This window comes from Amycolatopsis sp. NPDC003865, from assembly GCF_053605345.1.
This window is the reverse complement of the sequence record NZ_JBSGJA010000019.1, coordinates 187,272-206,929: the sequence shown is the minus strand read 5'-3', so window position 1 is coordinate 206,929 and position 19,658 is coordinate 187,272. Positions and strand designations below refer to the sequence as shown.

20 protein-coding genes are annotated in these 19,658 nt (G+C 72.5%); 12 read left to right on the top strand and 8 right to left on the bottom strand.

All coding sequences use genetic code 11. From position 1 onward, the window contains the following. Window positions 1–16: 16 nt before the first annotated feature. Window positions 17–379, bottom strand: a complete 363-nt coding sequence (locus ACWEVP_RS36690; RefSeq protein ID WP_452067162.1) for a nuclear transport factor 2 family protein — start codon at window positions 377–379, stop codon at window positions 17–19. A gap of 168 nt (window positions 380–547) precedes the next feature. On the opposite strand from ACWEVP_RS36690, the gene ACWEVP_RS36685 reads away from it, so the two are divergent. Beyond that, window positions 548–1,342, top strand: a complete 795-nt coding sequence (locus tag ACWEVP_RS36685; RefSeq protein ID WP_452067197.1) for a helix-turn-helix domain-containing protein — start codon at window positions 548–550, stop codon at window positions 1,340–1,342. Window positions 1,343–1,385: 43 nt separating this feature from the next. Beyond that, complete coding sequence (locus tag ACWEVP_RS36680; RefSeq protein WP_452067161.1) at window positions 1,386–2,159, top strand: aldo/keto reductase; 774 nt, start codon at window positions 1,386–1,388, stop codon at window positions 2,157–2,159. Here ACWEVP_RS36680 and ACWEVP_RS36675 read toward each other — a convergent pair. From ACWEVP_RS36675 to ACWEVP_RS36650, 6 genes are all read right to left on the bottom strand, one after another. After that, window positions 2,156–3,757: a hypothetical protein gene (locus tag ACWEVP_RS36675; protein ID WP_452067160.1), complete on the bottom strand. Its 1,602-nt coding sequence runs from the start codon at window positions 3,755–3,757 to the stop codon at window positions 2,156–2,158. The genes ACWEVP_RS36680 and ACWEVP_RS36675 overlap by 4 nt on opposite strands. 115 nt (window positions 3,758–3,872) lie before the next feature. After that, on the bottom strand, window positions 3,873–4,754 hold the full coding sequence (locus ACWEVP_RS36670; RefSeq protein WP_452067159.1) for a 3-methyladenine DNA glycosylase: 882 nt from the start codon (window positions 4,752–4,754) through the stop codon (window positions 3,873–3,875). After that, window positions 4,751–5,794 (bottom strand): hemolysin family protein, encoded by a 1,044-nt coding sequence (locus tag ACWEVP_RS36665; protein ID WP_452067158.1) that lies wholly within the window; start codon window positions 5,792–5,794, stop codon window positions 4,751–4,753. Before ACWEVP_RS36665 ends, ACWEVP_RS36670 begins: the two co-directional genes overlap by 4 nt. Further along, window positions 5,791–7,128, bottom strand: a complete 1,338-nt coding sequence (locus ACWEVP_RS36660) for a hemolysin family protein (RefSeq protein WP_452067157.1) — start codon at window positions 7,126–7,128, stop codon at window positions 5,791–5,793. The genes ACWEVP_RS36665 and ACWEVP_RS36660 overlap by 4 nt, the downstream gene beginning before the upstream one ends. A 215-nt stretch (window positions 7,129–7,343) precedes the next feature. Continuing rightward, a complete protein-coding gene (locus tag ACWEVP_RS36655; protein WP_452067156.1) occupies window positions 7,344–7,910 on the bottom strand; it encodes a TIGR03086 family metal-binding protein in 567 nt (188 codons plus the stop codon). 23 nt (window positions 7,911–7,933) lie between these two features. Next, window positions 7,934–8,515: a TetR/AcrR family transcriptional regulator gene (locus ACWEVP_RS36650; protein ID WP_452067155.1), complete on the bottom strand. Its 582-nt coding sequence runs from the start codon at window positions 8,513–8,515 to the stop codon at window positions 7,934–7,936. 186 nt (window positions 8,516–8,701) lie between these two features. Here ACWEVP_RS36650 and ACWEVP_RS36645 point away from each other — a divergent pair, with 186 nt between their 5' ends. The 5 genes from ACWEVP_RS36645 (at window position 8,702) to pip (ending at window position 12,848) form a co-directional block, all read left to right on the top strand. Then, the gene (locus ACWEVP_RS36645) at window positions 8,702–9,103 is read left to right on the top strand and encodes a hypothetical protein (protein ID WP_452067154.1); all 402 of its coding nucleotides are present in this window, start codon (window positions 8,702–8,704) and stop codon (window positions 9,101–9,103) included. Between the two features lie 2 nt (window positions 9,104–9,105). Further along, window positions 9,106–9,726 carry a DUF3558 domain-containing protein gene (locus ACWEVP_RS36640; RefSeq protein WP_452067153.1) on the top strand — a complete coding sequence of 207 codons (621 nt, stop codon included), beginning with the start codon at window positions 9,106–9,108 and terminating at the stop codon, window positions 9,724–9,726. Window positions 9,727–9,729: 3 nt separating this feature from the next. After that, window positions 9,730–11,064 (top strand): WXG100 family type VII secretion target, encoded by a 1,335-nt coding sequence (locus ACWEVP_RS36635; RefSeq protein WP_452067152.1) that lies wholly within the window; start codon window positions 9,730–9,732, stop codon window positions 11,062–11,064. 34 nt (window positions 11,065–11,098) lie between these two features. Next, window positions 11,099–11,827 (top strand): ESX secretion-associated protein EspG, encoded by a 729-nt coding sequence (locus ACWEVP_RS36630; protein ID WP_452067196.1) that lies wholly within the window; start codon window positions 11,099–11,101, stop codon window positions 11,825–11,827. A 79-nt stretch (window positions 11,828–11,906) separates the two neighbouring features. Next, window positions 11,907–12,848 carry a prolyl aminopeptidase gene (gene pip / locus ACWEVP_RS36625; protein WP_452067151.1) on the top strand — a complete coding sequence of 314 codons (942 nt, stop codon included), beginning with the start codon at window positions 11,907–11,909 and terminating at the stop codon, window positions 12,846–12,848. Window positions 12,849–12,915: 67 nt separating this feature from the next. Here the strand turns inward: pip and ACWEVP_RS36620 are convergent, their stop codons facing one another. Continuing rightward, a complete protein-coding gene (locus ACWEVP_RS36620) occupies window positions 12,916–14,115 on the bottom strand; it encodes a Glu/Leu/Phe/Val dehydrogenase dimerization domain-containing protein (protein ID WP_452067150.1) in 1,200 nt (399 codons plus the stop codon). A 123-nt stretch (window positions 14,116–14,238) separates the two neighbouring features. On the opposite strand from ACWEVP_RS36620, the gene ACWEVP_RS36615 reads away from it, so the two are divergent. The 5 genes from ACWEVP_RS36615 to egtD all read left to right on the top strand — a co-directional run bounded on the left by ACWEVP_RS36615 (window position 14,239) and on the right by egtD (window position 19,616). Then, window positions 14,239–15,165 (top strand): LysR substrate-binding domain-containing protein, encoded by a 927-nt coding sequence (locus tag ACWEVP_RS36615; RefSeq protein ID WP_452067149.1) that lies wholly within the window; start codon window positions 14,239–14,241, stop codon window positions 15,163–15,165. A 120-nt stretch (window positions 15,166–15,285) separates the two neighbouring features. After that, entirely contained in the window at window positions 15,286–16,548 is a 1,263-nt protein-coding gene (locus ACWEVP_RS36610) for a glutamate-cysteine ligase family protein (protein ID WP_452067148.1), read from the top strand. Then, complete coding sequence (gene egtB, locus ACWEVP_RS36605) at window positions 16,545–17,882, top strand: ergothioneine biosynthesis protein EgtB (protein ID WP_452067147.1); 1,338 nt, start codon at window positions 16,545–16,547, stop codon at window positions 17,880–17,882. Before ACWEVP_RS36610 ends, egtB begins: the two co-directional genes overlap by 4 nt. Window positions 17,883–17,886: 4 nt before the next feature. Then, window positions 17,887–18,642, top strand: coding sequence for an ergothioneine biosynthesis protein EgtC (gene egtC, locus ACWEVP_RS36600; protein ID WP_452067146.1), 756 nt, complete (start codon window positions 17,887–17,889; stop codon window positions 18,640–18,642). Further along, window positions 18,639–19,616 (top strand): L-histidine N(alpha)-methyltransferase, encoded by a 978-nt coding sequence (egtD, locus tag ACWEVP_RS36595; RefSeq protein ID WP_452067145.1) that lies wholly within the window; start codon window positions 18,639–18,641, stop codon window positions 19,614–19,616. The genes egtC and egtD overlap by 4 nt, the downstream gene beginning before the upstream one ends. Window positions 19,617–19,658: the final 42 nt, after the last annotated feature.

Below are 19,658 nucleotides of genomic sequence, written 5' to 3'. Positions count from 1 at the left end.
CCCGCACGCCGGGTGGTCAGCCGGGGATCTTGTCCAGGAAGCCGTGCACCTTGGCGATCTTCCCGTCTTCGAGCTCGACGACGTCGAACCCGATGGCGACCGGCTCGGCCGCCCCGGGAGTGCCGAGGTACCACTGGAACCGCGCGAGGCCGTGGTGGGCGTCGGGCTCGGCGGGCAGGCTGAAGGTGAGGCCGGCGAACTGCCGCTGGGCCCCGCCGACGAACTGGTCGATCCCGTCGTGGCCGGCGACGGCGCCGAGCGGGTCGGTGTAGCTCGCGCCGTCGGTGAAGACGTCGGCGATGAGGGCGCGCCGCTTGCCGCCGTCGGTCTCGTTCCAGACGGCGATGTACTGTTCGACGAGGGCGCGGACGTCGGTCATGGTGGTTCCTTTCGTTGGGGGACAACGGATTCGGTCGTCCCTGCGCTGAGGACCACTCTGGCCGGTGGCGTGCGGCGCGTCGATTACGCGGGAGGTAATGCGGTGGCATTACCCCGGAAGTAATGGCAGGGGCGCCTTGGGCGCCGTAGCGTCGCCTCCGTGACGACCATGGTGCAGGCGCGGCAGCGGCCCGTCGGCGAGCTCCTCCGGGAATGGCGCGACCGGCGCCGGATCAGCCAGCTCGACCTCGCGATCTCCGCGGACATCTCCACCCGCCACCTCAGCTTCGTCGAAACCGGCCGCTCGAAGCCGAGCCGGGACATGGTGCTGCGGCTCGGCGAGCACCTCGACGTCCCGCTGCGCGAACGCAACCGGCTGCTGCTCGCCGCCGGGTACGCCCCCGCCTACACCGAGAACGCGCTGGGGGACCCGGACATGGACGCCGTCCGCCGGGCCGTGCGGCAGCTGCTCGCGAGCCACGAGCCCTTCCCGGCCGCCGTCGTCGACCGCAACTGGGACCTCGTCGACGCCAACGCCGCGGTCGGCCTGTTCGTCGCCGGGATCCCCGCCGAGCTGACGACCAACGTCCTGCGCGCGACCCTGCACCCCGACGGCATGGCCCCGCACATCACCAACCTGGGCGAGTGGCGGGCCCACCTGCTCGGCCGGCTCCGCCGTCAGGTCGGCCAGACCGCCGACCCCGGCCTGGCCGACCTCCTCGCCGAGCTGCGCGGCTACCCGTGCGCCCAGCCGGTGCCCGAGGTGGAGGTCCCTGGACCGGGTGAGATCTTCGTCCCGCTGAAGTTCCGCCACGAGGGCGCCGACCTGACGTTCTTCAGCACGGTGGCCACGTTCGGCACGCCGTTGGACGTCACGGTCGCGGAACTGGTGATCGAAGCGTTCTTCCCGGCCGACGCGGCGACGTCGGCATACCTGCGCAAGCGCGCCGCCGCGGTGGAATGATGGGGGACACCCGCGCAGCATCCGACGTGAGGATCACCGGTAGATGGCCGTCCCGCCTTCGCTCGCCCTGTCCGACGGAGTCCGCATCCCCCAGCTGCTGTTCGGTGTCGGCGGGCTGACCGCCGCCGAAACCGGCCGGGCCGTCCGCATCGCCCTCGACGTCGGCTACCGCGGCTTCGACACCGCGCCGGGGACCGAGGCCGCGGTGGGCACCGCGCTCGCCGGGGTGCCCCGGGACGAGCTGTTCGTCAGCTTCAAGGTGCCCGCGCAGGGCTACGACACGGCTCGTCGCGCGGCCGACCAGGCGCTGGCCGCGCTCGGAGTCGAGCGGGCCGACCTGTGCCTGCTGGAGGGCACCAAAGGCGCGTTCACCGACACCTGGCGCGCCCTGAGCAGGCTGCGCGCCGACGGCCGCGTCCGCGCGGTGGGCGTCGCCGGGTTCGGTGTCGCGGAGCTGCGCCGCCTGATCGACGCCACCGGCGCGGTCCCGGTGCTGAACCAGGTCGAGCTGCACCCGTGGCTGCAGCAGCTGCCGCTGCGCGAGTTCCACGCCGAGCGCGGCATCGTGACGGCGGCGTCGAGCCCGGCCGCGAACGCCGGGCTGCTGGCCGACGAGACCGTCACCGCCCTCGCGGCGAAGTACGGCAAGACCCCGGCCCAGATCGTGCTGCGGTGGCACCTGCAGGCCGGCACGGTCGCCGTGGCGGCCTCGGCCACCACGACCCGCACCCGGGAGAACTTCGGGATCTTCGACTTCGAGCTGGCCGACGACGACCTCGCCGTGGTGGCCGAGCTCGACAACGGCACGCGCGTCTAGCTCTTGATCCCCGCGGCGGCGAAGTCGGCCTGCTGGGGCGGCTGCTCGAGGTACTCGCGGAACGTCTGGGCCGCGCGGAGCACGGTGTCGTCGATGCCGGGCCCGGTCAGGCCGACGAACGGGTAGTCCGCGGAGCGGGCGTTCGCGACCGACTGGGCGGGGGAGCCGATCATCTCCGGCTTCTTCGTGGTCAGCTCGCTGACCCAGTACGACGACTCGGGCAGCCACGCGGCCGGGAGACCGCCGATGGCGTCCAGGTTGGCCCGGCCGACCAGCGAGTCGAGGACCTGCGAAGACGGCTTGGCGTCGATCGTCACGTGCACGCACTGGCCGTGGACGACGGTGGCGGCCTGGTTCCAGCGGTCGGCCGCGGCGGTCACCGGCTTCTGCACGCTCGGCGTGACGACGATCCGCATCTGCGACGTGCCGCCGGAGCAGCTGGCCGCCTGCGCCTCGGCGCGGCTGTTGAGCTCGCTGTCGGCCCAGTTCCAGCCGATCACGCCGAGCCCGATCAGGGCGGCGAGCACGGCGCAGGCGATCGGCCAGGTGGCGATCCGCCGCCGCGGCGCCTTCTTGCCGACGATCCGGTGCGAGCCGGTGGCCTCGCCCTTCCCGGCGATCCGGTGCGACCCGGTCGTTTCGCTCTTGCCCTCGGCGCGGTTCGGCCCGGTGCTGTCGCCGCGGCCCGGCGCGCGGCGGGTGGAGGTCTCGCCGGCGTCGTCGTCGCGGCGGCGCCGGCGAGAGGTGCTTTCGCCGCCGGCGCCGTCGGTGCGGTCCAGGGTGCGGTGGGAACCGGTGTTCTCGCTGCGCGCGGTGATGGGGTAGTCGCCGGAGGCTTCGCCGTGCCGGGTGATGACTTCGGTCCGCTCGGCGGCGCTCTCGTCCCGCCGCGCGACGGGGAAGGCACCGGAGGCTTCCCCGCGCCGGCCGGCACGCCGGCCCGTGACGGGGTGGGAGCCGGAGGCCTCACCTCGGCGGGTGGTGGGCTTCGCGCTGGTTTCGCCGCGCCCGGCGGCGTAGGAGCCGGAGCTCTCGCTGCGGGTGGCGACGGGGTAGGCGCCGGAGCTCTCGCTGCGGCGGGTGGTGGGCTGTGCGCCGGTGGTCTCACCGCGGCCGGTGGCGGGGTAGGAGCCGGAGGCCTCGCTGCGGCCGGCGACGGGGTAGGCGCCGGAGCTCTCGCTGCGGGTGGCGACCGGATAGGCGCCGGAGTTCTCGCCTCGGCGGGTGGTGGGCTGTGCGCCGGTGATCTCACCGCGGCCGGTGACCGGGTAGGCGCCGGATGTTTCGCCGCGGCGGGCGACGGGCTGCGCACCGGTGGTTTCACTGCGCCCGCCGGCGGGGTACGAGCCGGAAACCTCACCGCCGCCGGAGACGAAGTAGCCGGACGACTCGCCGCGGGGGGTGCCGCGGCCGGCGATCCCGAAGGCGTCGGAGATGGAGCTGCGCTTCGGGGTCTTCGCCGGTGCCGGGCCCTGGTTCGCGACCGGGTGGGCGCCGGAAACCTCGCCGGGGTGCGGGCGGCGCGGAGCGGCCGGCCTGCCGGCCGCGCGGTCCTGAGGGTGCGGCACGGGCTCGTCGTCCCGGGTGTGTCGCCCCATCGTCGTCCTTTCGGGGTGAGGGCATGTCAAGCACGCGCTGCGATGCAATGAAACCGTTATCACCCTAACAGGTGAGTATCGGAGAGAGAATAATCTGACTCACAGTGGAGCGCGCTCAGGGTGCTGCTCTGACCAGGCGATGGCAGTGCGCTATCAGCCGAGCACGCAGCGGTGCCGCCCGCCGGGCGAACCCGCCCTGTGCCCTGGCGTATTCGGCTCGCCCTTCGGCCGTCTCGATCCGCACGGGCGGGTAGCCGAGCGCGGCCAGGTCGTACGGGCTCGCCCGCATGTCGAGCGTCCGGATCTCCACGGCCAGCTCGAAGCAGTCCGCCACCAGCTCCGCGGGCACGAACGGATCGAGCTTGTACGCCCATTTGAACAGATCCATGTTCGCGTGCAGGCACCCCGGCTGCTCCAGTGCGACCTGCGTCTCCCGGGACGGCGTCAGCTCGTTGCGCGGCCGCGCGTCGGCGGTGAAGAACCGGAAGGCGTCGAAATGCCCGCAACGGACGTCCAGCGCCTCCACGACGGCGTCCGTGCCCGCCGACCCGAGCCGCAGCGGCACCTGGTTGTGGCGCACCGAGTCCGCCGGCTCGCGGTAGACCATGGCCCACTCGTGCAGGCCGAAGCAGCTCAGCCGCGGCGCGCGGGACGCCGTCGCGGACAGCAGGCCGAGGACGAACTCGGCGGTCCGCGCCTTGCTTCCGGTGAAGCCCGCCGGGTCCAGCACCACGCCGTCGCCGGTGGCGACGTACCCCTTGCGGTCCAGGAAGCGCCGCGCCGCGGGCCCGGCGAGAGCGACGCCGGGCCCGGGCTGCCACCGTTCCAGGTGCGACGGCCGGTACGAGTAGTAGGTGAACAGGAAGTCCAGCACCGGGTGCTTCTCGCCGCGCGAGCGCCGGTCCTGGTGCGGGCCGGTCCACCGCCGCATCCGCTCGACGTGCGCCGCCTCCCGGGCCAGCCAGTCCGGCTCGGCGAGCACTTCGACACCCGTCATGCGCCGACGTGGGTTCCGTCGCGCACGGTGCCCACGTACTCCTCGACGAGGTCCTCCAGCGCGACGACGCCGACGGCGTTGCCGCCCGTGTCGAGCGCACGCGCCAGGTGGCTGCCCTCCTTGCGCATGGCCGAAAGCGCGACGTCGAGCCGGGCGTCGGCGCGCAGCTCGGTGAGCGGGCGCGTCTTCGCGTCGGGCACGATCGTCGCCGGGTCCTGGCCGGCCAGCTCGAGGACGTCCTTCACGTGGATGTAGCCGGTCAGGCGCCCGTCGTCGGTGCAGACCGGGAAGCGCGAGAAGCCGGTCGAGGAGACCGCCCGCTCGACGTCGCCGACGGTCGGCCCGCACGGCAGCGTGGTCAGCTCGGCCGTCGGCACCAGCACGTCGGCCACCGTCTTCTGCACCGACGACAGCGTCTGGGTGAGGCGCCGGTGCTCGGACTGGTCGATCAGGCCCTCCCGGCGCGACTCGCTGAGCAGCTCGGCCAGCTCGTCGGACGTGTAGGCCGTCTCCAGTTCGTCCTTCGGCTCGACCTTCACCGCGCGCAGCAGCGAGTTGGCGACGAAGTTCAGCAGCCAGATGAAGGGGTTGGCGATCTTGACCCACCCGACGTGCACCGGCACCAGCCACAGCGCGAGCCGCTCGGGCTCGGCGATGGCGAGGTTCTTCGGCACCATCTCGCCGATCAGGACGTGCAGCACGGTGATGAACGCCAGCGCGATCGCGAACGAGATCGGGTGCAGCAGCGCTTCGGGCAGGCCCAGCAGGTCGAAGAACGCCGAGAGCCGGTGCGCGACCGCGGGTTCGCCGAGGCGGCCGAGCAGCAGCGAGCAGATGGTGATGCCCAGCTGCGCGCCGGCGAGCATCAGGGACACGTGCTTGCTCGCGTTGATGACGATCTTCGCGCGCGTCTTGCCCTGCTCCAGCAGCGCTTCGAGCCTGTCCCGCCGGGAGGAGATCAGCGTGAACTCCGCGCCGACGAAGAACGCGTTGGTCAGCAGCAGGAGCACGACGAGGGCGATGTTCAGCCAGTCGCTCACGAGGCCACCTCCGCCGGCTCTTCGGCGCGGACCGGGGCGACTTCGACCTCGGCGATCCGGCGTTTGTCCATCGTGGTGACGGTGAGGCGCCAGCCGTCGACCTCGGCGGCGTCGCCCTCGGCGGGGATCTTGCCCAGCCGCTCGAGGATGAGCCCGGCGATGGTTTCGTAGTCACCGTCCGGCATCCGGAACCCGGTGACGTCGGTGACCTCGTCGGCGCGCAGCTGCCCGGACACCAGCCAGCTGTCGGTGCCGACCTGCTGCGACGCCGGGCCTTCGTGGTCGTCGTGCTCGTCGCGGACGTCGCCGATGATCTCCTCGACGACGTCCTCCAGGGTGACCAGCCCGGCGGTGCCGCCGTACTCGTCGACGACGATGGCGAGCTGGAAGCGGGAGTCGCGCAGGCGGTTGAGCAGGTCGTCGCCGGGCAGCGACTCGGGCACGGTCGGCACCGGCCGCATGACCGAGCCGATCGGCACGGCGGCCCGGTCGGCGGCCGGCACGGCGAAGGCCTGCTTGACGTGCACGGCGCCGCGGACGTCGTCGAGGTCCTCGGCGTGCACCGGGAACCGCGAGAACCCGGTGCGGCGCGAGATGTCGATGAGGTCCGCGATGGTGTCGCCGATCGCGAGCGACTCGAGCTGCACGCGCGGGGTCATCAGTTCCTCGGCGGTGCGCTCGCCGAACCGCAGCGAGCGGTCGAGCAGCTCGGCGGTCGAGGTGTCGAGCGTCCCGCTTTCGGCGCTGGACCGCACGATCGAGCCGAGCTCCTGCGGCGAGCGCGCGGACCGCAGTTCCTCCTGGGGCTCGACGCCGAACTTGCGCACGAGGAAGTTCGCGCTGTTGTTCATGAGCGTGATGAGCCACCGGAAGAGCGCGGAGAACCGCGAGTGGTAGCCGGCGACGGCCCGCGCGGTCGGCAGCGGCCGCGCGATGGCGAGGTTCTTCGGCACCATTTCGCCGAGGATCATCGACAGCGAGGTGGCGATGACCAGGGCGAGCACGATCGACGCGCCGGCGGCGAACCCCGCCGGGAGCCCGACGCCGGTGAGCAGCGGCCGGACGAGCTCGCCGATGAGCGGCTCGGCCAGGTAACCGGTGATCAGCGTGGTCAGGGTGATCGCGACCTGGGCGCCTGAGAGCTGGAAGGACAGCGTCCGGTGGGCCTTCTGCACGGTGAGGGCGCGGCGGTCGCCGACCTGCCGCACGTTGGCCTCGACGGTGCTGCGTTCGAGCGCGGTCAGCGAGAACTCGGCGGCGACGGCCAGCCCGGTGCCGACGGTCAGCAGCACGAAGAGCAGGACGCCGAGCACGGCGAAGAGGATGTGGATCATTCCGCACCCGCCCGGTCGGCGGGGGATGAACCTATCGGACAGCCGGGTCGGTCACCCGGCTCGGTACTGTCACCAGGTGACTGCGCTGCGCGCACGAAACGGTCACTCCTAGTAGGAAATCGGCGTGTACTGCGACGATGCGGACAAGTTTAACGTGTCGACGGCCGGCGTCGCGGGGATATCGGTGTGTCGGCGCGCTCACCTTCGCGGGTGGTTCAGGCGGAGCGCCGTCCGAGCAGGGCGACCAGCCGCGTGGTCGGCCCGGCGCCGCGGTGCACCGGGACCGGTGGGTTGAAGATCCCCAGCCCCTGCCATTCGTCCACCCACGGCCGGACGATGTCCAGAAGGCGTTCGGCCAGCGGCTCGGTCACCGGGCAGGGGAGACCGAGCGCCGTCGCCAGGTCCCACGCGTGGACCGCCGCGTCGATCGTCATCTGCCAGCCGTACTCGCGGGCCGGGAGCAGGCCCGCCGACACGTGCACCGCGCGTTCGAGCACGCCGTCGTCGAGGAACGCTTCGCGGGCGGCCTCGGCCGCCGCGTCCCAGGCGGCCTCCGGGCTGTCGCCGAGGACGTCGCCGTCGAAGCGGTCGCCCACGTCGTCCAAAGTGGCCCCGGCGAGCAGGGGCGGCGCCCACAGCTGCTCGGCGACGACGTGGTTCACGAGGTCGCGGACCGTCCACTCGGTACACGGGGTCCGGCGGTCCCAGGCGCCGGCGCCGGCGGTGTGCACCGCGTCGCCGAAAGCCCGCAACGCCTGGCCGTGCGCCTCGAGAAGATCCACGCGGGCCATTGGACCACGGGGGATCAGCCGGTGCCCGGCCGGTGCCGCCGCACGGTCTCCTCGACGAGGTCGAGCACCGGCCCCAGCCCGGCGGCCGGCAGTCCCATGGCCAGGTGCGAAACGAGTCCTTCGAGGACGAGTTCGAGGAACGCGGTGAGCACGTCGACGTCGACGTCGTCGCGCAGGTTGCCGGCCTCCCGCTGGCGCAGCAGCCGCAGCCGGGTGGCGGTGGTGAGCTGCTCGGAGCGTTCGGCCCAGCGGGCGCGGAACTCGGGGTCGGTGCGCAGCCGCCGGCTCACCTCCAGGCGCGTCCCGAGCCAGTCGGCCGGGTGGTCGCCGCCGGCGAGCAGATCGCGCATGACCTGGACCAGGCCCTGCTCGGCGACGACGTCGGCCATCCGGATGGCGTCGTCCTCGGCGAGGGCGAGGAAGAGCGACTCCTTGTCGCGGAAGTGGTGGAAGATGGCCCCGCGGGAGAGCCCGGTGGCTTCCTCGAGGCGCCGGACTGTGGCACCTTCGTAGCCGTAGCGGGCGAAGCACACGCGCGAGCCGTCGAGGATCTGGCGCCGGCGTGCGTCGAGGTGATCCTGGCTTACGCGTGGCATCCTGAAATCCTGGCACCGAAGGCCGGGACTTCGCAATCCGTACGTACGTACTGTGACCCGGAGTGCCCGGGAACCGAACCGGGATCCCCGTCGTCGGAACGTTGCGGCGATTCGCTGACACGGCGTGAGACAGTTGGCTAATCTTTGCACCATCACGGTGGGTGAACTGAGGGGAAGGTGCGGAGCGTGATCATCGGCGAGGCCGGGCAGGCGGTCCAGGCGGTCTGGGGTGGCGACATCCTGGGCCAGAGCGGCCGGGTCTACGGCGGCGGTGGCGGCGGGGGCGGCCAGTTCAAGATGGACCCCGAGGAGCTCGCGTCGGTGATCGGTCTCTGGGAAGACGAGCTGGACAAGATCGTCGAAGACAAGGACAAGATCACCTTCATCATCGCGTCCTTGCAGGCGCCCGGCAAGGACGCCGTCAGCAATGGCTACGTCTCGACCACCATGGACTCCCTTTCGGCACTGCAGGCGCAGAACGACTCGATGTTGAAGTACGTGCAGAACTACGTGAAGAAGCTCAAGGAAGCCCAGACCAAGACCGTCGCCACCGACCACGGCATGGCCGACCCGTTCCGGACGGTGTGACCGTGCGCTTTCCCGTCCGCGGCACCATCGGCGCGGTGGCCGCCGTGCTCGTGCTCGCCGGCTGCTCCACCGAAAAGCCCGGCACTGCTTCGCCGGCGCCGAGTCAGCCTGCGTCCAGCGTTCCGGTCAACCCGGACGTTCCCAAAGTGACCACTCCGCTCGACGCCTCGAAGTACGCCGCCGAACCGTGCGACATCGTGCCGGCCTCGACGTTGTCGGCGCTGCAGTTCACCGACCCCGGCGACACTCAGCTGCAGGACAACGGCATCGGGGCCGCTGGTCCGGGTTGCAGCTGGAAGATCGCGGGCGCGGGCGTGAGTATGCAGGTCATCATCGGCACCGGGAACCGCGACAACGGGCTGGGTGGCCTGGCGGGGTTGTACACCGCTCACGAAGACGGCCAGCTCCCGTTCCTCGAGAAGGCGCCGGACGTCGAGGGTTACCCGGCGATCTACATCGACAAGCGCGACCGGCGCCCGCTGGGCAACTGCAGCTTGGATGTCGGGGTCGCCGACGACCTCGCGGTCGGTGTGTACTCCGGTGGCTACGAGGGGCAGCAGGATTCCTGTGCCGCGGCGAGCCAGGTGGCGGCCGCCATCATCACCACACTCAAGGGGGCATGACGAGTGGACGGCAAGCAGATCTACGACAACTTCAGACAGGGCAACACCTCCGGCCTGCGCACGGCCGCCGACGAGGTCGCGAACCTCTCGAACGCCTACCTGGACCGCGCGCAGGGCATCAAGGCGCTGCAGGACCGGATGAAGCAGGCCTGGACCGGAAGCGCGGCCGACGCCGCGAACGCCGGGGCCGGCCCGCTCGAGCAGGCCTTCGCCGAGACCGCCCAGCCGCTGGACGTCACCAAGGCGTCGGTCGATTCGCAGGCGACCGCGTTCGACCACTCCAGCAGCTCCGTCGTCGAGGTTCCGCCGAAGCCGGACAAGCCGAGCCCGTGGAGCGTCGGGCTCAAGGCCGCCATCCCGATCGCCGGTCCCTTCATGGCCAAGGACGACATCGACTCCTACCAAGAAGGCATCGCCAAGTACAACGCGGCCAACGAGACCAACGTCCGCGTGATGGACCAGTACAGCAACGTCACCGACAGCACCAGGTCCGCGCTGCCCACCGACTACGGCGTCCTCGAGTCCGACGGCGCCGCCATCTCCGTGAACACCCCCGAAACGCCCGGCCGGGTCGAGCCGACCGATCGGAGCAAGTGGCTGCCGGAAAACCCCGGTGGCGATCCCGGCGGCGACGACCACACCTCCACCAGCAGCGTCGACCCCGGCCGGACCGGTGGACCCGACAAGCCCGGCGGCACCGGCGGAACCGGAGGTACGGGCGGAACCGGGGGTACTGGAGGCACCGGCGGCACCGGGGGGACCGGCGGCACGGGGGGAACGGGCGGCGACGACACCACCCACACCACCGGCTCGGGCCGTCCGACGATCCCGACCGTGCCGACCCGGCCCGGGCCGGGCACCGACCGACCGGGCGGCACGCCGCCGAACGTCGACGGGTTCACCTACTACCCGACGAACAACAGCGGCGGGCAGAACTACTCGAACACCTTCGGCAACGACCCGAACTCCAGCACCGGTGGCCGCGGCCCGACGAGCGGCAACGCCGGCAGCCGGCTCCTGGACTCCAACGGACGGCCGATCAGCGGCAGCGGAAGCGGTGCCGGCGGCGGCAGCGGGTCGGCGGCGGGGGAGCGGGGCCTCGGCAGCGGCCGCGGGTCCGGCATGGGCAGCATCGGCAACGCGGCCGCCGCGGAGGCCGCCGCCGCCCGGTCGGCGGCCGGGCGGTCCGGGCAAATGGGGCCGATGGGCCCCGGCGGCCGGCGCGGCGAAGGTGAGGAAGATGATGAGCACCAGCGGCCGGACTTCCTGATCGAAGCGGATCCGGACGCCATTTTCGGCACCGACCAGCGGACCAGCCCGCCGGTCATCGGCGAGTAGAGCGAACAGGCGGGTGGACGTGGCAACAGGCCGGGTGGACGTTCCGGTCGAGGCGCTGGCGGCATTGGCCGAGCGCGAGCAGGTCGGTCAGCTGCACCTCACCCTCCGGCCGGAGCCGTTGTGGCTCTCGGTCGAGGAGCGCGCCGAGGCGGAGAAGCGAGTCGAGGCCGCGCTGGCCGAGGCCGGCCTGGTCGACGCGCGCGGGCGGGCCACCGTCGACTTCCTCGACTGGCTGCCGCTGCTGGTCAACCCGGCGCGGGAGTGCTACGGCTGGGTCGGGGTCGACGGCCGGACCTACGGCGTGCTCGCCGCGGCGAAAGGCCTCCAGGCGGTCCTCGCCGTCTCCGACGGCACGCACGTCGGCGTCCAGGAGATCGACCGGAACCGGCTCGCCGAGTCGCTCGTCGAGCAGCTGCCGCCGGTGGGGGCCGGCGGCGGCCACCCGCGCACCGTCCGGGTGGCGGACCTGACCGAGGCGGCCCGCCGAGGTCAGGACGCCTACCCGCTCGACCCGGCGGTCGCCGACGTGGTCAGCCTGGTGCAGCGGCCCGTTTCGGGCAGCGGCGAGCTGTACGTCGGCCGCCGCGACGACGTCGGCAGGCACACCTGCCTCCAGCAGCCGCTGCACTACGCCGACACGGACTGGGGCCGCTACCTCAGCTACACCTCGGGCGCGGGCGACGACGCCGTCATCCACATCGGCCCGGCGGGCCCGCGCGAACTGGCCGACACGCTCATGGAGCTGGCCGGCGCCCTGGTCTGAGCGGGCAAATCCCGCGCGCCGGGCCGCTCGCGGCGCTAACGTGACAGCGCTGTTGTATTCCGGGCGGAAGGACGCGCTGATGCTGTACCCCGAGATCGAGCCCTACGAGCACGGCCTGCTCGACGTCGGCGACGGGCACGAGATCTACTGGGAAACCTGCGGGAACCCGAAGGGCAAGCCGGCACTCGTCGTGCACGGCGGCCCCGGCACGGGCTGCTCGACGAACCTCCGCCGCTACTTCGACCCGGACCGGTACCGGGTCGTGCTCGTCGACCAGCGCGGCTGCGGCCGCAGCACCCCGCACGCCGGTGCCCCGGTCGCCGACCTGTCCGCCAACACCACCGACCATCTGGTCGCGGACTTCGAGCTGCTCCGGACGCGGCTGGGTATCGAGAAGTGGCTGCTGTTCGGCGGTTCCTGGGGCTCGGTGCTGAGCCTGACCTACGCCCTGCGGCACACCGAGCGGGTCAGCGAGATGGTCCTCATGGGGCTGGCGACCGACCGGTTCATCGAGATCGAGATGCTCATCCGCGGCCTCGGAGCGTACTTCCCGGAGGCCTTCGAGAAGTTCCGCGAAGGCGTGCCGGAGAGCGAGCGGGACGGCGACCTCTCCGCCGCCTACCACCGGCTGCTGATGGATCCCGACCCGGCGGTCCACCGCAAGGCGGCCGACGGCTGGTGCGCCTGGGAGGACGCGATGCTCCCGGGCGTGCCCGCGTACAAGTCCTTCGAGGACCCCGCCTTCCAGCTCTGCTTCGCCCGGCTGGTCACGCACTACTTCAGCAACCGGGTCTTCCTGCCCGACGGCGAAATCCTGCGCAACCTCGGCAAGCTCGCCGGCATCCCCGCGGTGCTCGCGCAGGGCGTGCTCGACACGAGCAACATCGTCGGCACGCCGTGGCTGCTGCACCACGGCTGGCCCGGCAGCGAGCTCGTCATGCTCGACGACATCGGGCACTCCACGCAAGACGCCCCGATGCAGGACGTGCTCGTCGGCGCGACCGACCGCTTCGCCCGCTAGCGCGGTCGTGGGTGGGAAACAGGGGCAGACACTGGTTCCCACCCACGGCCGGCTGCGGCGGACCCTGTCACGGGATGAGCAGCCCCGGCTCGCCTTCCGGCGCGAGAGCCGCCTCGGCCCGCTGGGCGCGGTTCGCCTCGGCCAGCTTCAGCCCGGTGACGCGCAGCGGCAGCCGGTCCATGTTCCACTCGGCCAGCAGCAGGGCCACCTTCGACTGCATCTCGGTGCGCAGCCGCAGGAACGAGTCGGCCGGGTCCGCGCCGACCTCGCCCAGCAGCAGCCACCACGCCCACGCCGCCGCGCCCGCGTTGGCGACGAAGTCCGGCACGACCGCGACCCCACGGGCCGAGAGCGCGGCTTCCGCCTCCGGCGTGGTCGCCGCGTTGGCCGCTTCGACGACGACCGCGGCCTTGACCAGGTTCTCGTTGTCCGGACGCAGCGCGTAGGAGATCGCGGCCGGCACGAAGATGTCCGCGTCGATGCCGACGACGGCTTCCCTGGCCAGCGAGCGCACCCCGGCCGGCAGCCGGGTCCGGTCGACCTCGCCGAAGCGGTCGCGCAGTTCCAGCAGCGCCGGGACGTCGAGCCCGGCCGGGTCGTGGAGCGTGCCCGCGGCGTCGGCCACCGCGACCACCTTCATCCCGGCTTCGTGCAGGTACCAGGCCGCGCCGCCGCCCATCGTGCCGATGCCCTGGATCGCCACGGTCGTCTCGCGCACGTCCCAGTCCCACGCCGCCGCGACGCCGAGGCAGGCCTGCGCCACGCCGTAGCCGCCGACGACGTCGCCGAGCAGCAGCCCGCCGGGCACCGGCGCGTTGAGCCCCGCCTGGACGCGGCGCAGGGTGCGCGCCGGGTCGGCCGAACGGCCGATCGCCGCGTGGTACGACTGCTCCAGCCCGAGCTCGGCGAACACCTCGTCGATCAGGTGCTGGGGCACGCCGAGGTCCTCGGCGGTCACCCAGTGCGCGTCCAGCCACGGCCGCAGGAACGCGCAGAACCGCTTCAGCACGCCGAACGCCCGCGGGTCCTTCGGGTCGAAGTCGATGCCGCCCTTCGCCCCGCCGACCGGCAGGTTGAAGGTCGCGGTCTTGTTGGCCATGCCCCGGGCGAGGTCCTCCACCTCGCTCATCGTGCAGCCCGCCCGCATCCGGGTGCCGCCGGTGGCGACGCCGGAGACCAGGCTGTGCACGACCAGGTAGCCGTGCGCGCCGGTGACGGGATCGGTCCACGTGAGCCGCATCAGCGGCTCGGCGTTGCGCGGGGTCATCAGGGCCACTCACCTCCAGGGAAGTCCGGGGCGGTCGTTCCCGGCCGCCTTCCCCGAGCGTGCGCCCCGCACCACCCACGCGTCCATTTAACGAACCTGCACGATCTCGTTTAGGTTTGGTGTATGGAGCTTTCGTTGCACCGCTTGCGGATGCTGCGCGAGCTGCACCGCCGGGGCACGGTCACGGCGGCAGCCGCTTCGCTGCACTACACCGCTTCGGCGGTATCGCAGCAGCTCGCGCAGCTGGAGCGTGACGTCGGAGCGAAGCTGTTCGAGCGGCTCGGCCGGCGCGTCCAGTTGACCGAACTGGGCAACCTCCTGACGGAGCACGCCGAGGAGATCCTCGGGTCGGTCGAACGGGCGACACTGGCCCTGGAGGAGGCGCAGGAGGCGCGCACGGTCCGGCTGACCGCCGGCGTCTGGGCGTCGGTGGCCTCCGGGCTCCTGCCGACGGCGCTGACCGCGCTGGCCGACGAACACCCCGGCATCGAGGTGCGCACGCGCGAACTGGCACCGGAGGACACCGCCGAGGCGGTCCGCGACGGCACGCTCGACCTGTCGTTCGTGATCGACTACTCCGACGCGCCGACGCCGTGGGACGCGGGGCTGGAACGCGCCGTCGTGGCGGTCGAGCGGCTGCACGCGGCGGTGCCGCGGGGCGCGGTGCCGTCCGGCTCGGCCTCGCTCGACGAGCTCGCCGAGCACCCGTGGATCCTGGCCAGCCCGAAGTCGCACTTCGGCCGGGCGATGCGCACGGCGTGCCAGCGGCACGGCTTCGCCCCGAAGATCAACCACGAGGTCGAAGAGCAGTCCACGGCGATGGCGATGGTGGGTGCCGGGCTCGGCGTCACGCTCGTCTCGGATCTGGGCCTGCGGCTGCTGCGGCCGCCCGGGATCGACGTCGTCGCGCTCACCACGCCGCTGCTGCGGACGGTGTCGATCGCCTACCGGCGCACCGCGTTCCGGCTGCCCGCGCTGCACCTGGTGATCGAGGCCGTGCGGGCGTCGGCGGCCTCGCTCGGCCTGGGCACGGAGTCCGCTTTGCCCTGATCCGGGACTTCTTACGGAGTGGTGAACCCGTCCTGCACCGCAAGATCCGGCCTGATTTTGTCGTACCCCGCGTGTAGCGTCCGAAGTCAAGAAGTTCCACCACACGGAACAGGAACGGACATGACAGCGGTGCACGATTTCCCCGAGAAGTCGGGTAGTGCGTCGAACCGCACCGCGCGGGTCCTGGCGGACCGCGCGGCCGGCGAGGCGTACGTCGCATCGGTGTGTTTCAAGCACGGACCACCCCGCCTGACCGGCGTGGAGCTGGAGTTCACCGTGCACCATGCCGAAGACCCGGCCAGACCCCTCGATCCCGACGTCCTCGCCACGGCGCTGGGTCCGCACACCCCGCGGACGCTCCGCCCCGAAAGTCCCGCTTCGCCGCTCCCGGCGGGTTCACCAGTGAGCCTCGAACCCGGGTGCCAGGTCGAAATCTCCGCTCTTCCCCAGGCCTCCCTGCGCGAACTCGCCGCAGTCGTCACGGCCGACCTCCACCACCTGCGTGACCGCCTCGCCCGGCACGGCCTCGTGCTGGGCGAAACCGGTATCGACGCCCACCGCGCGCCGCGCCGGGTCCTGCGCACCCCGCGCTACGCGGCGATGGAACGGCGGTTCGCGCCGATCGGTCCCGGTGGCCTCACGATGATGTGCAGCACGGCGGGCCTGCAGGTCTGCGTCGACGCGGGGGAGCCGGAGCACTACGCGGCCCGGTGGGCGGCGGCCCACGCGATGGGCCCGCCGTTGCTCGCCCTCTTCGCCAATTCCCGCGTCCACGCCGGACGGGACACGGGACACGCCTCCGCCCGCTGGCTCGCGGTGCACGACACGGAGGCGGTCCGCACGCGCACGTCCGGTGTCGCGGACGACGACCCGGCCGCGGTGTGGGCCGAGCGCCTGATGGACACCCCGCTGATGGTGCTGCCCCGCGGCGACCGGCCGTGGGACGCGCCGGAGGGGCTGACCTTCGCCGACTGGATCGACGGCCGGGGCGCGGCCGCGCTGCTGCCGAAGCCGACGGCGGCGGACCTCGACTACCACCTCACCACGATGTTCACGCCGGTCCGGCCCCAGGGCTACCTGGAGATCCGGTACCTCGACGCGCAACCGCCGGACGAGTGGCTGGCGCCGGTGGCGCTGGTTTCGGCGCTGCTCGCCCGGCCGTCCACCGTGGACAAGGTGCGGGCGATCTGCGCGCCGGTCGCGGACCGGTGGACCGAGGCGGCGCGGCGGGGACTGGCCGATGCGGAGCTGGCGGCCGTCGCGGCGGCGCTGGCCGACCTCGGCTGTGCCGAGCTGGGCGTGACGGGGCTGGCGGCGGAGTCGATCACCGAGATCAGCGAGAGCGTGCAGGGGCGCGCGTACCGATCGAGGAGCGAAGCATGAGCACGGAAGCACTGGGCGACCTGAGCGCGCAGGATCTGCGCGCCCGGGCGGCCGAAGCACTGACCCGGGCGCGGGCGCGCAGCGTGGCGCTGACCGACGCCGTGGACGACGAAGACCTGGTCCGCCAGCACTCCAAGCTGATGTCGCCGCTGGTCTGGGACCTCGCGCACATCGGCGTCCAGGAGGAGCTGTGGCTGGTCCGCGACGTCGGCGGCCGCGAGCCGCTGCGCCCGGACATCGACGACATCTACGACGCGTTCCAGCACGCCCGCGCCGACCGGCCGGAGCTGCCGCTGCTCGGGCCGGCGGAGGCGCGCGCGTACGTCAAGCAGGTCCGGGAGAAGGCGTTCGACGTGCTGGAACACGCGCCGCTGGAGGGGCGGCGGCTGACCGAGCAGGCGTTCGCGTTCGGCATGATCACCCAGCACGAGCAGCAGCACGACGAGACCATGCTGGCCACCCACCAGCTCCGCAAGGGCGATCCGGTGCTGCACGCGCCGGAGCCGCCGCCCGCCCGGTCGGGCACCCTGCCCGCCGAGGTGCTGGTCCCGGGCGGTGCGTTCACGATGGGCACGTCGGCCGAGCCGTGGGCGCTGGACAACGAGCGCCCGGCCCACGAGATCGCCGTCGAGGCGTTCTGGATGGACACCGTCCCGGTCACGGGCGGCGCCTACGCGCAGTTCCTCGACAGCGGCGGCTACGACGACGAGCGCTGGTGGAGCCCGGCGGGCTGGGCCTACCGGACCGAAAACTCGATCACCGCGCCGCGGTTCTGGAACCGGGAGCAGGACGGCTGGTGGCGGACGGCGTTCGGCGTCCACGAGCGCGTGCCCGCCGACGAGCCGGTCGTGCACGTCTCCTACCACGAAGCCGAGGCCTACGCGGCCTGGGCCGGGCGGCGGCTGCCGACCGAGGCGGAGTGGGAGAAGGCCGCGCGGTTCGACCCGGCGACCGGGAGGTCGCGGCGGTTCCCGTGGGGTGACGAGGAACCGACGGCCGAGCACGCCAACCTCGGCCAGCGGCACCTGCGCCCGGCGCCGGCGGGCGCGTACCCGGCCGGCGCGTCACCGACCGGCGTGCACCAGCTGATCGGCGACGTCTGGGAGTGGACGAGCACCGACTTCCACGGCTACCCCGGCTTCGCGGCCTTCCCGTACCGCGAGTACTCGGAGGTCTTCTTCGGACCCGAGTACAAGGTGCTGCGCGGCGGGTCGTTCGGCACCGACTCCGCGGCGATCCGGGGCACCTTCCGCAACTGGGACTACCCGATCCGGCGGCAGATCTTCGCCGGCTTCCGCACGGCCCGCGACGCGGCACCCGGCGAGGTGGGCTAGGCGCATGTGCCGCCACCTCGGATACCTCGGCGAGCCGCTTTCGCCCGCCGAGGCGGTTTTCCGCGCCCCGCACGCCTTGCTGGTGCAGTCCTACGCGCCGGCGGACATGCGCGGCGGCGGTTCGGTCAACGCGGACGGGTTCGGGCTGGGGTGGTACCCCGGCCCGGGCTCGGCCCCGCTGCGCCACCGGCGGTCCACTCCACTGTGGACGGACGAGACGCTGCCGCCGCTGGCCGCGGCGGTGACCTCGGGCGCGTTCGTCGCCGCGGTCCGCAACGGCACCACCGGCCTGCCGGTGACCGAAGCGGCGGCGGCGCCGTTCACCGCCGGGCGTTGGCTGTTCAGCCACAACGGCGTCGTCCGCGGCTACCCGGACTCGCTGGCCGAACTGGCCAAGGCACTGCCGGTCACCGAGCTGCTGACGCTGGAGGCGCCGACGGACTCGGTGGTGCTGTGGGCGCTGCTGCGTGCCCGGCTCGCTACGGGCGAGGACCCGCTGACGGCGGTGGCGGAGCTGACCCTCGCCGTCGAAGCGGCCGCGCCCGGTTCCCGGCTCAACTTCCTGCTGACCGATGGCGAAACGCTGATCGGCACGACCTGGACGCACGCCCTGTCCGCGCTGGAGACCCCGGCCGGCGTGTGGCTCGCGTCCGAACCCCTGGACGGCGACCCGCGCTGGCGGCCCGTCCCCGACCACCACGCCGTGCGCGCCACCGCGGCCGGCGTAGACCTGCTTCCCCTGACCCAGGAGCGTTCATGACCGAGATCGACCTCGACCACCACCGGTCCGACGACGCCGTCACCGCGGAACTGCGCGCGGACGTCGTCGCCGGGCTGACGGCCGAGCGGAAGTGGCTGCCGCCCAAGTGGTTCTACGACGCCGAGGGCAGCGAGCTGTTCGAGAAGATCACCCAGCTGCCGGAGTACTACCCGACGCGCAGCGAGCGCGAGGTGCTGGCCGCGCACGCCGGCGACGTCGCGCGGCTGTCCGGCGCGCACACGCTCGTCGAGCTCGGGTCCGGCTCGAGCGAGAAGACCCGGCTGCTGCTCGACGCGCTCACCGCGCACGGCACCCTGGAGGCGTTCGTCCCGCTCGACGTGTCCGAGTCCGCGCTGGCCGATGCCGCCGAAGCCATCTCGAAGGACTACCCGGGCCTGACCGTCCGCGGGGTCGTCGGCGACTTCACCCAGCACCTCGGCCTGCTGCCCGGCGGCCAGCCGCGCGTGGTGGCGTTCCTCGGCGGCACGATCGGCAACTTCCTGCCCGCCGAGCGCGCGAGCTTCCTGCGCTCGGTGCGCGAAGTGCTGGACGAGGGGGAGTGGCTGCTGCTCGGCACCGACCTCGTGAAGGACCCGGGCATCCTCGAACGGGCCTACGACGACGCCGCGGGCGTCACCGCCGAGTTCGACAAGAACGTGCTGCGGGTGATCAACGCCCGCCTCGGCGCGAACTTCGACGTCGACGAGTTCGAGCACGTGTCGCACTGGGACGCGGAGAACGAGTGGATCGAGATGCGGCTGCGCGCCCGGCGCGCGCTGACCGTCGAGATCCCCGGCGCGGACCTCACGGTGGCCTTCGCCGAAGGCGAGCACGTGCGGACGGAGATCTCGGCCAAGTTCCGGCCCGCCGGCGTCGAGGCGGAACTGGCCGCCGCCGGGTTCGCGCTGGAGCACTGGTGGACCGACTCCCAGCAGCGGTTCGGGGTGAGCCTGGCAAGATCTGTGCGTGGTTAATCCTCTCCGGGCGCTGGCCCGGGCCGTCGGCACGAAGCCGTG

What these genes read in the sequence shown, in the direction of transcription:
- egtD (WP_452067145.1), top strand. Translation starts at nt 18,639, where the DNA reads ATGACCGAGATCGACCTCGACCACCACCGGTCCGACGACGCCGTCACC.
- ACWEVP_RS36615 (WP_452067149.1), top strand. Translation starts at nt 14,239, where the DNA reads ATGGAGCTTTCGTTGCACCGCTTGCGGATGCTGCGCGAGCTGCACCGC.
- ACWEVP_RS36675 (WP_452067160.1), bottom strand. Translation starts at nt 3,757, where the DNA reads ATGGGGCGACACACCCGGGACGACGAGCCCGTGCCGCACCCTCAGGAC.
- ACWEVP_RS36660 (WP_452067157.1), bottom strand. Translation starts at nt 7,128, where the DNA reads ATGATCCACATCCTCTTCGCCGTGCTCGGCGTCCTGCTCTTCGTGCTG.
- ACWEVP_RS36670 (WP_452067159.1), bottom strand. Translation starts at nt 4,754, where the DNA reads ATGACGGGTGTCGAAGTGCTCGCCGAGCCGGACTGGCTGGCCCGGGAG.
- ACWEVP_RS36680 (WP_452067161.1), top strand. Translation starts at nt 1,386, where the DNA reads ATGGCCGTCCCGCCTTCGCTCGCCCTGTCCGACGGAGTCCGCATCCCC.
- egtC (WP_452067146.1), top strand. Translation starts at nt 17,887, where the DNA reads ATGTGCCGCCACCTCGGATACCTCGGCGAGCCGCTTTCGCCCGCCGAG.
- pip (WP_452067151.1), top strand. Translation starts at nt 11,907, where the DNA reads ATGCTGTACCCCGAGATCGAGCCCTACGAGCACGGCCTGCTCGACGTC.
- ACWEVP_RS36690 (WP_452067162.1), bottom strand. Translation starts at nt 379, where the DNA reads ATGACCGACGTCCGCGCCCTCGTCGAACAGTACATCGCCGTCTGGAAC.
- ACWEVP_RS36650 (WP_452067155.1), bottom strand. Translation starts at nt 8,515, where the DNA reads ATGCCACGCGTAAGCCAGGATCACCTCGACGCACGCCGGCGCCAGATC.
- ACWEVP_RS36610 (WP_452067148.1), top strand. Translation starts at nt 15,286, where the DNA reads ATGACAGCGGTGCACGATTTCCCCGAGAAGTCGGGTAGTGCGTCGAAC.
- ACWEVP_RS36685 (WP_452067197.1), top strand. Translation starts at nt 548, where the DNA reads ATGGTGCAGGCGCGGCAGCGGCCCGTCGGCGAGCTCCTCCGGGAATGG.
- egtB (WP_452067147.1), top strand. Translation starts at nt 16,545, where the DNA reads ATGAGCACGGAAGCACTGGGCGACCTGAGCGCGCAGGATCTGCGCGCC.
- ACWEVP_RS36620 (WP_452067150.1), bottom strand. Translation starts at nt 14,115, where the DNA reads ATGACCCCGCGCAACGCCGAGCCGCTGATGCGGCTCACGTGGACCGAT.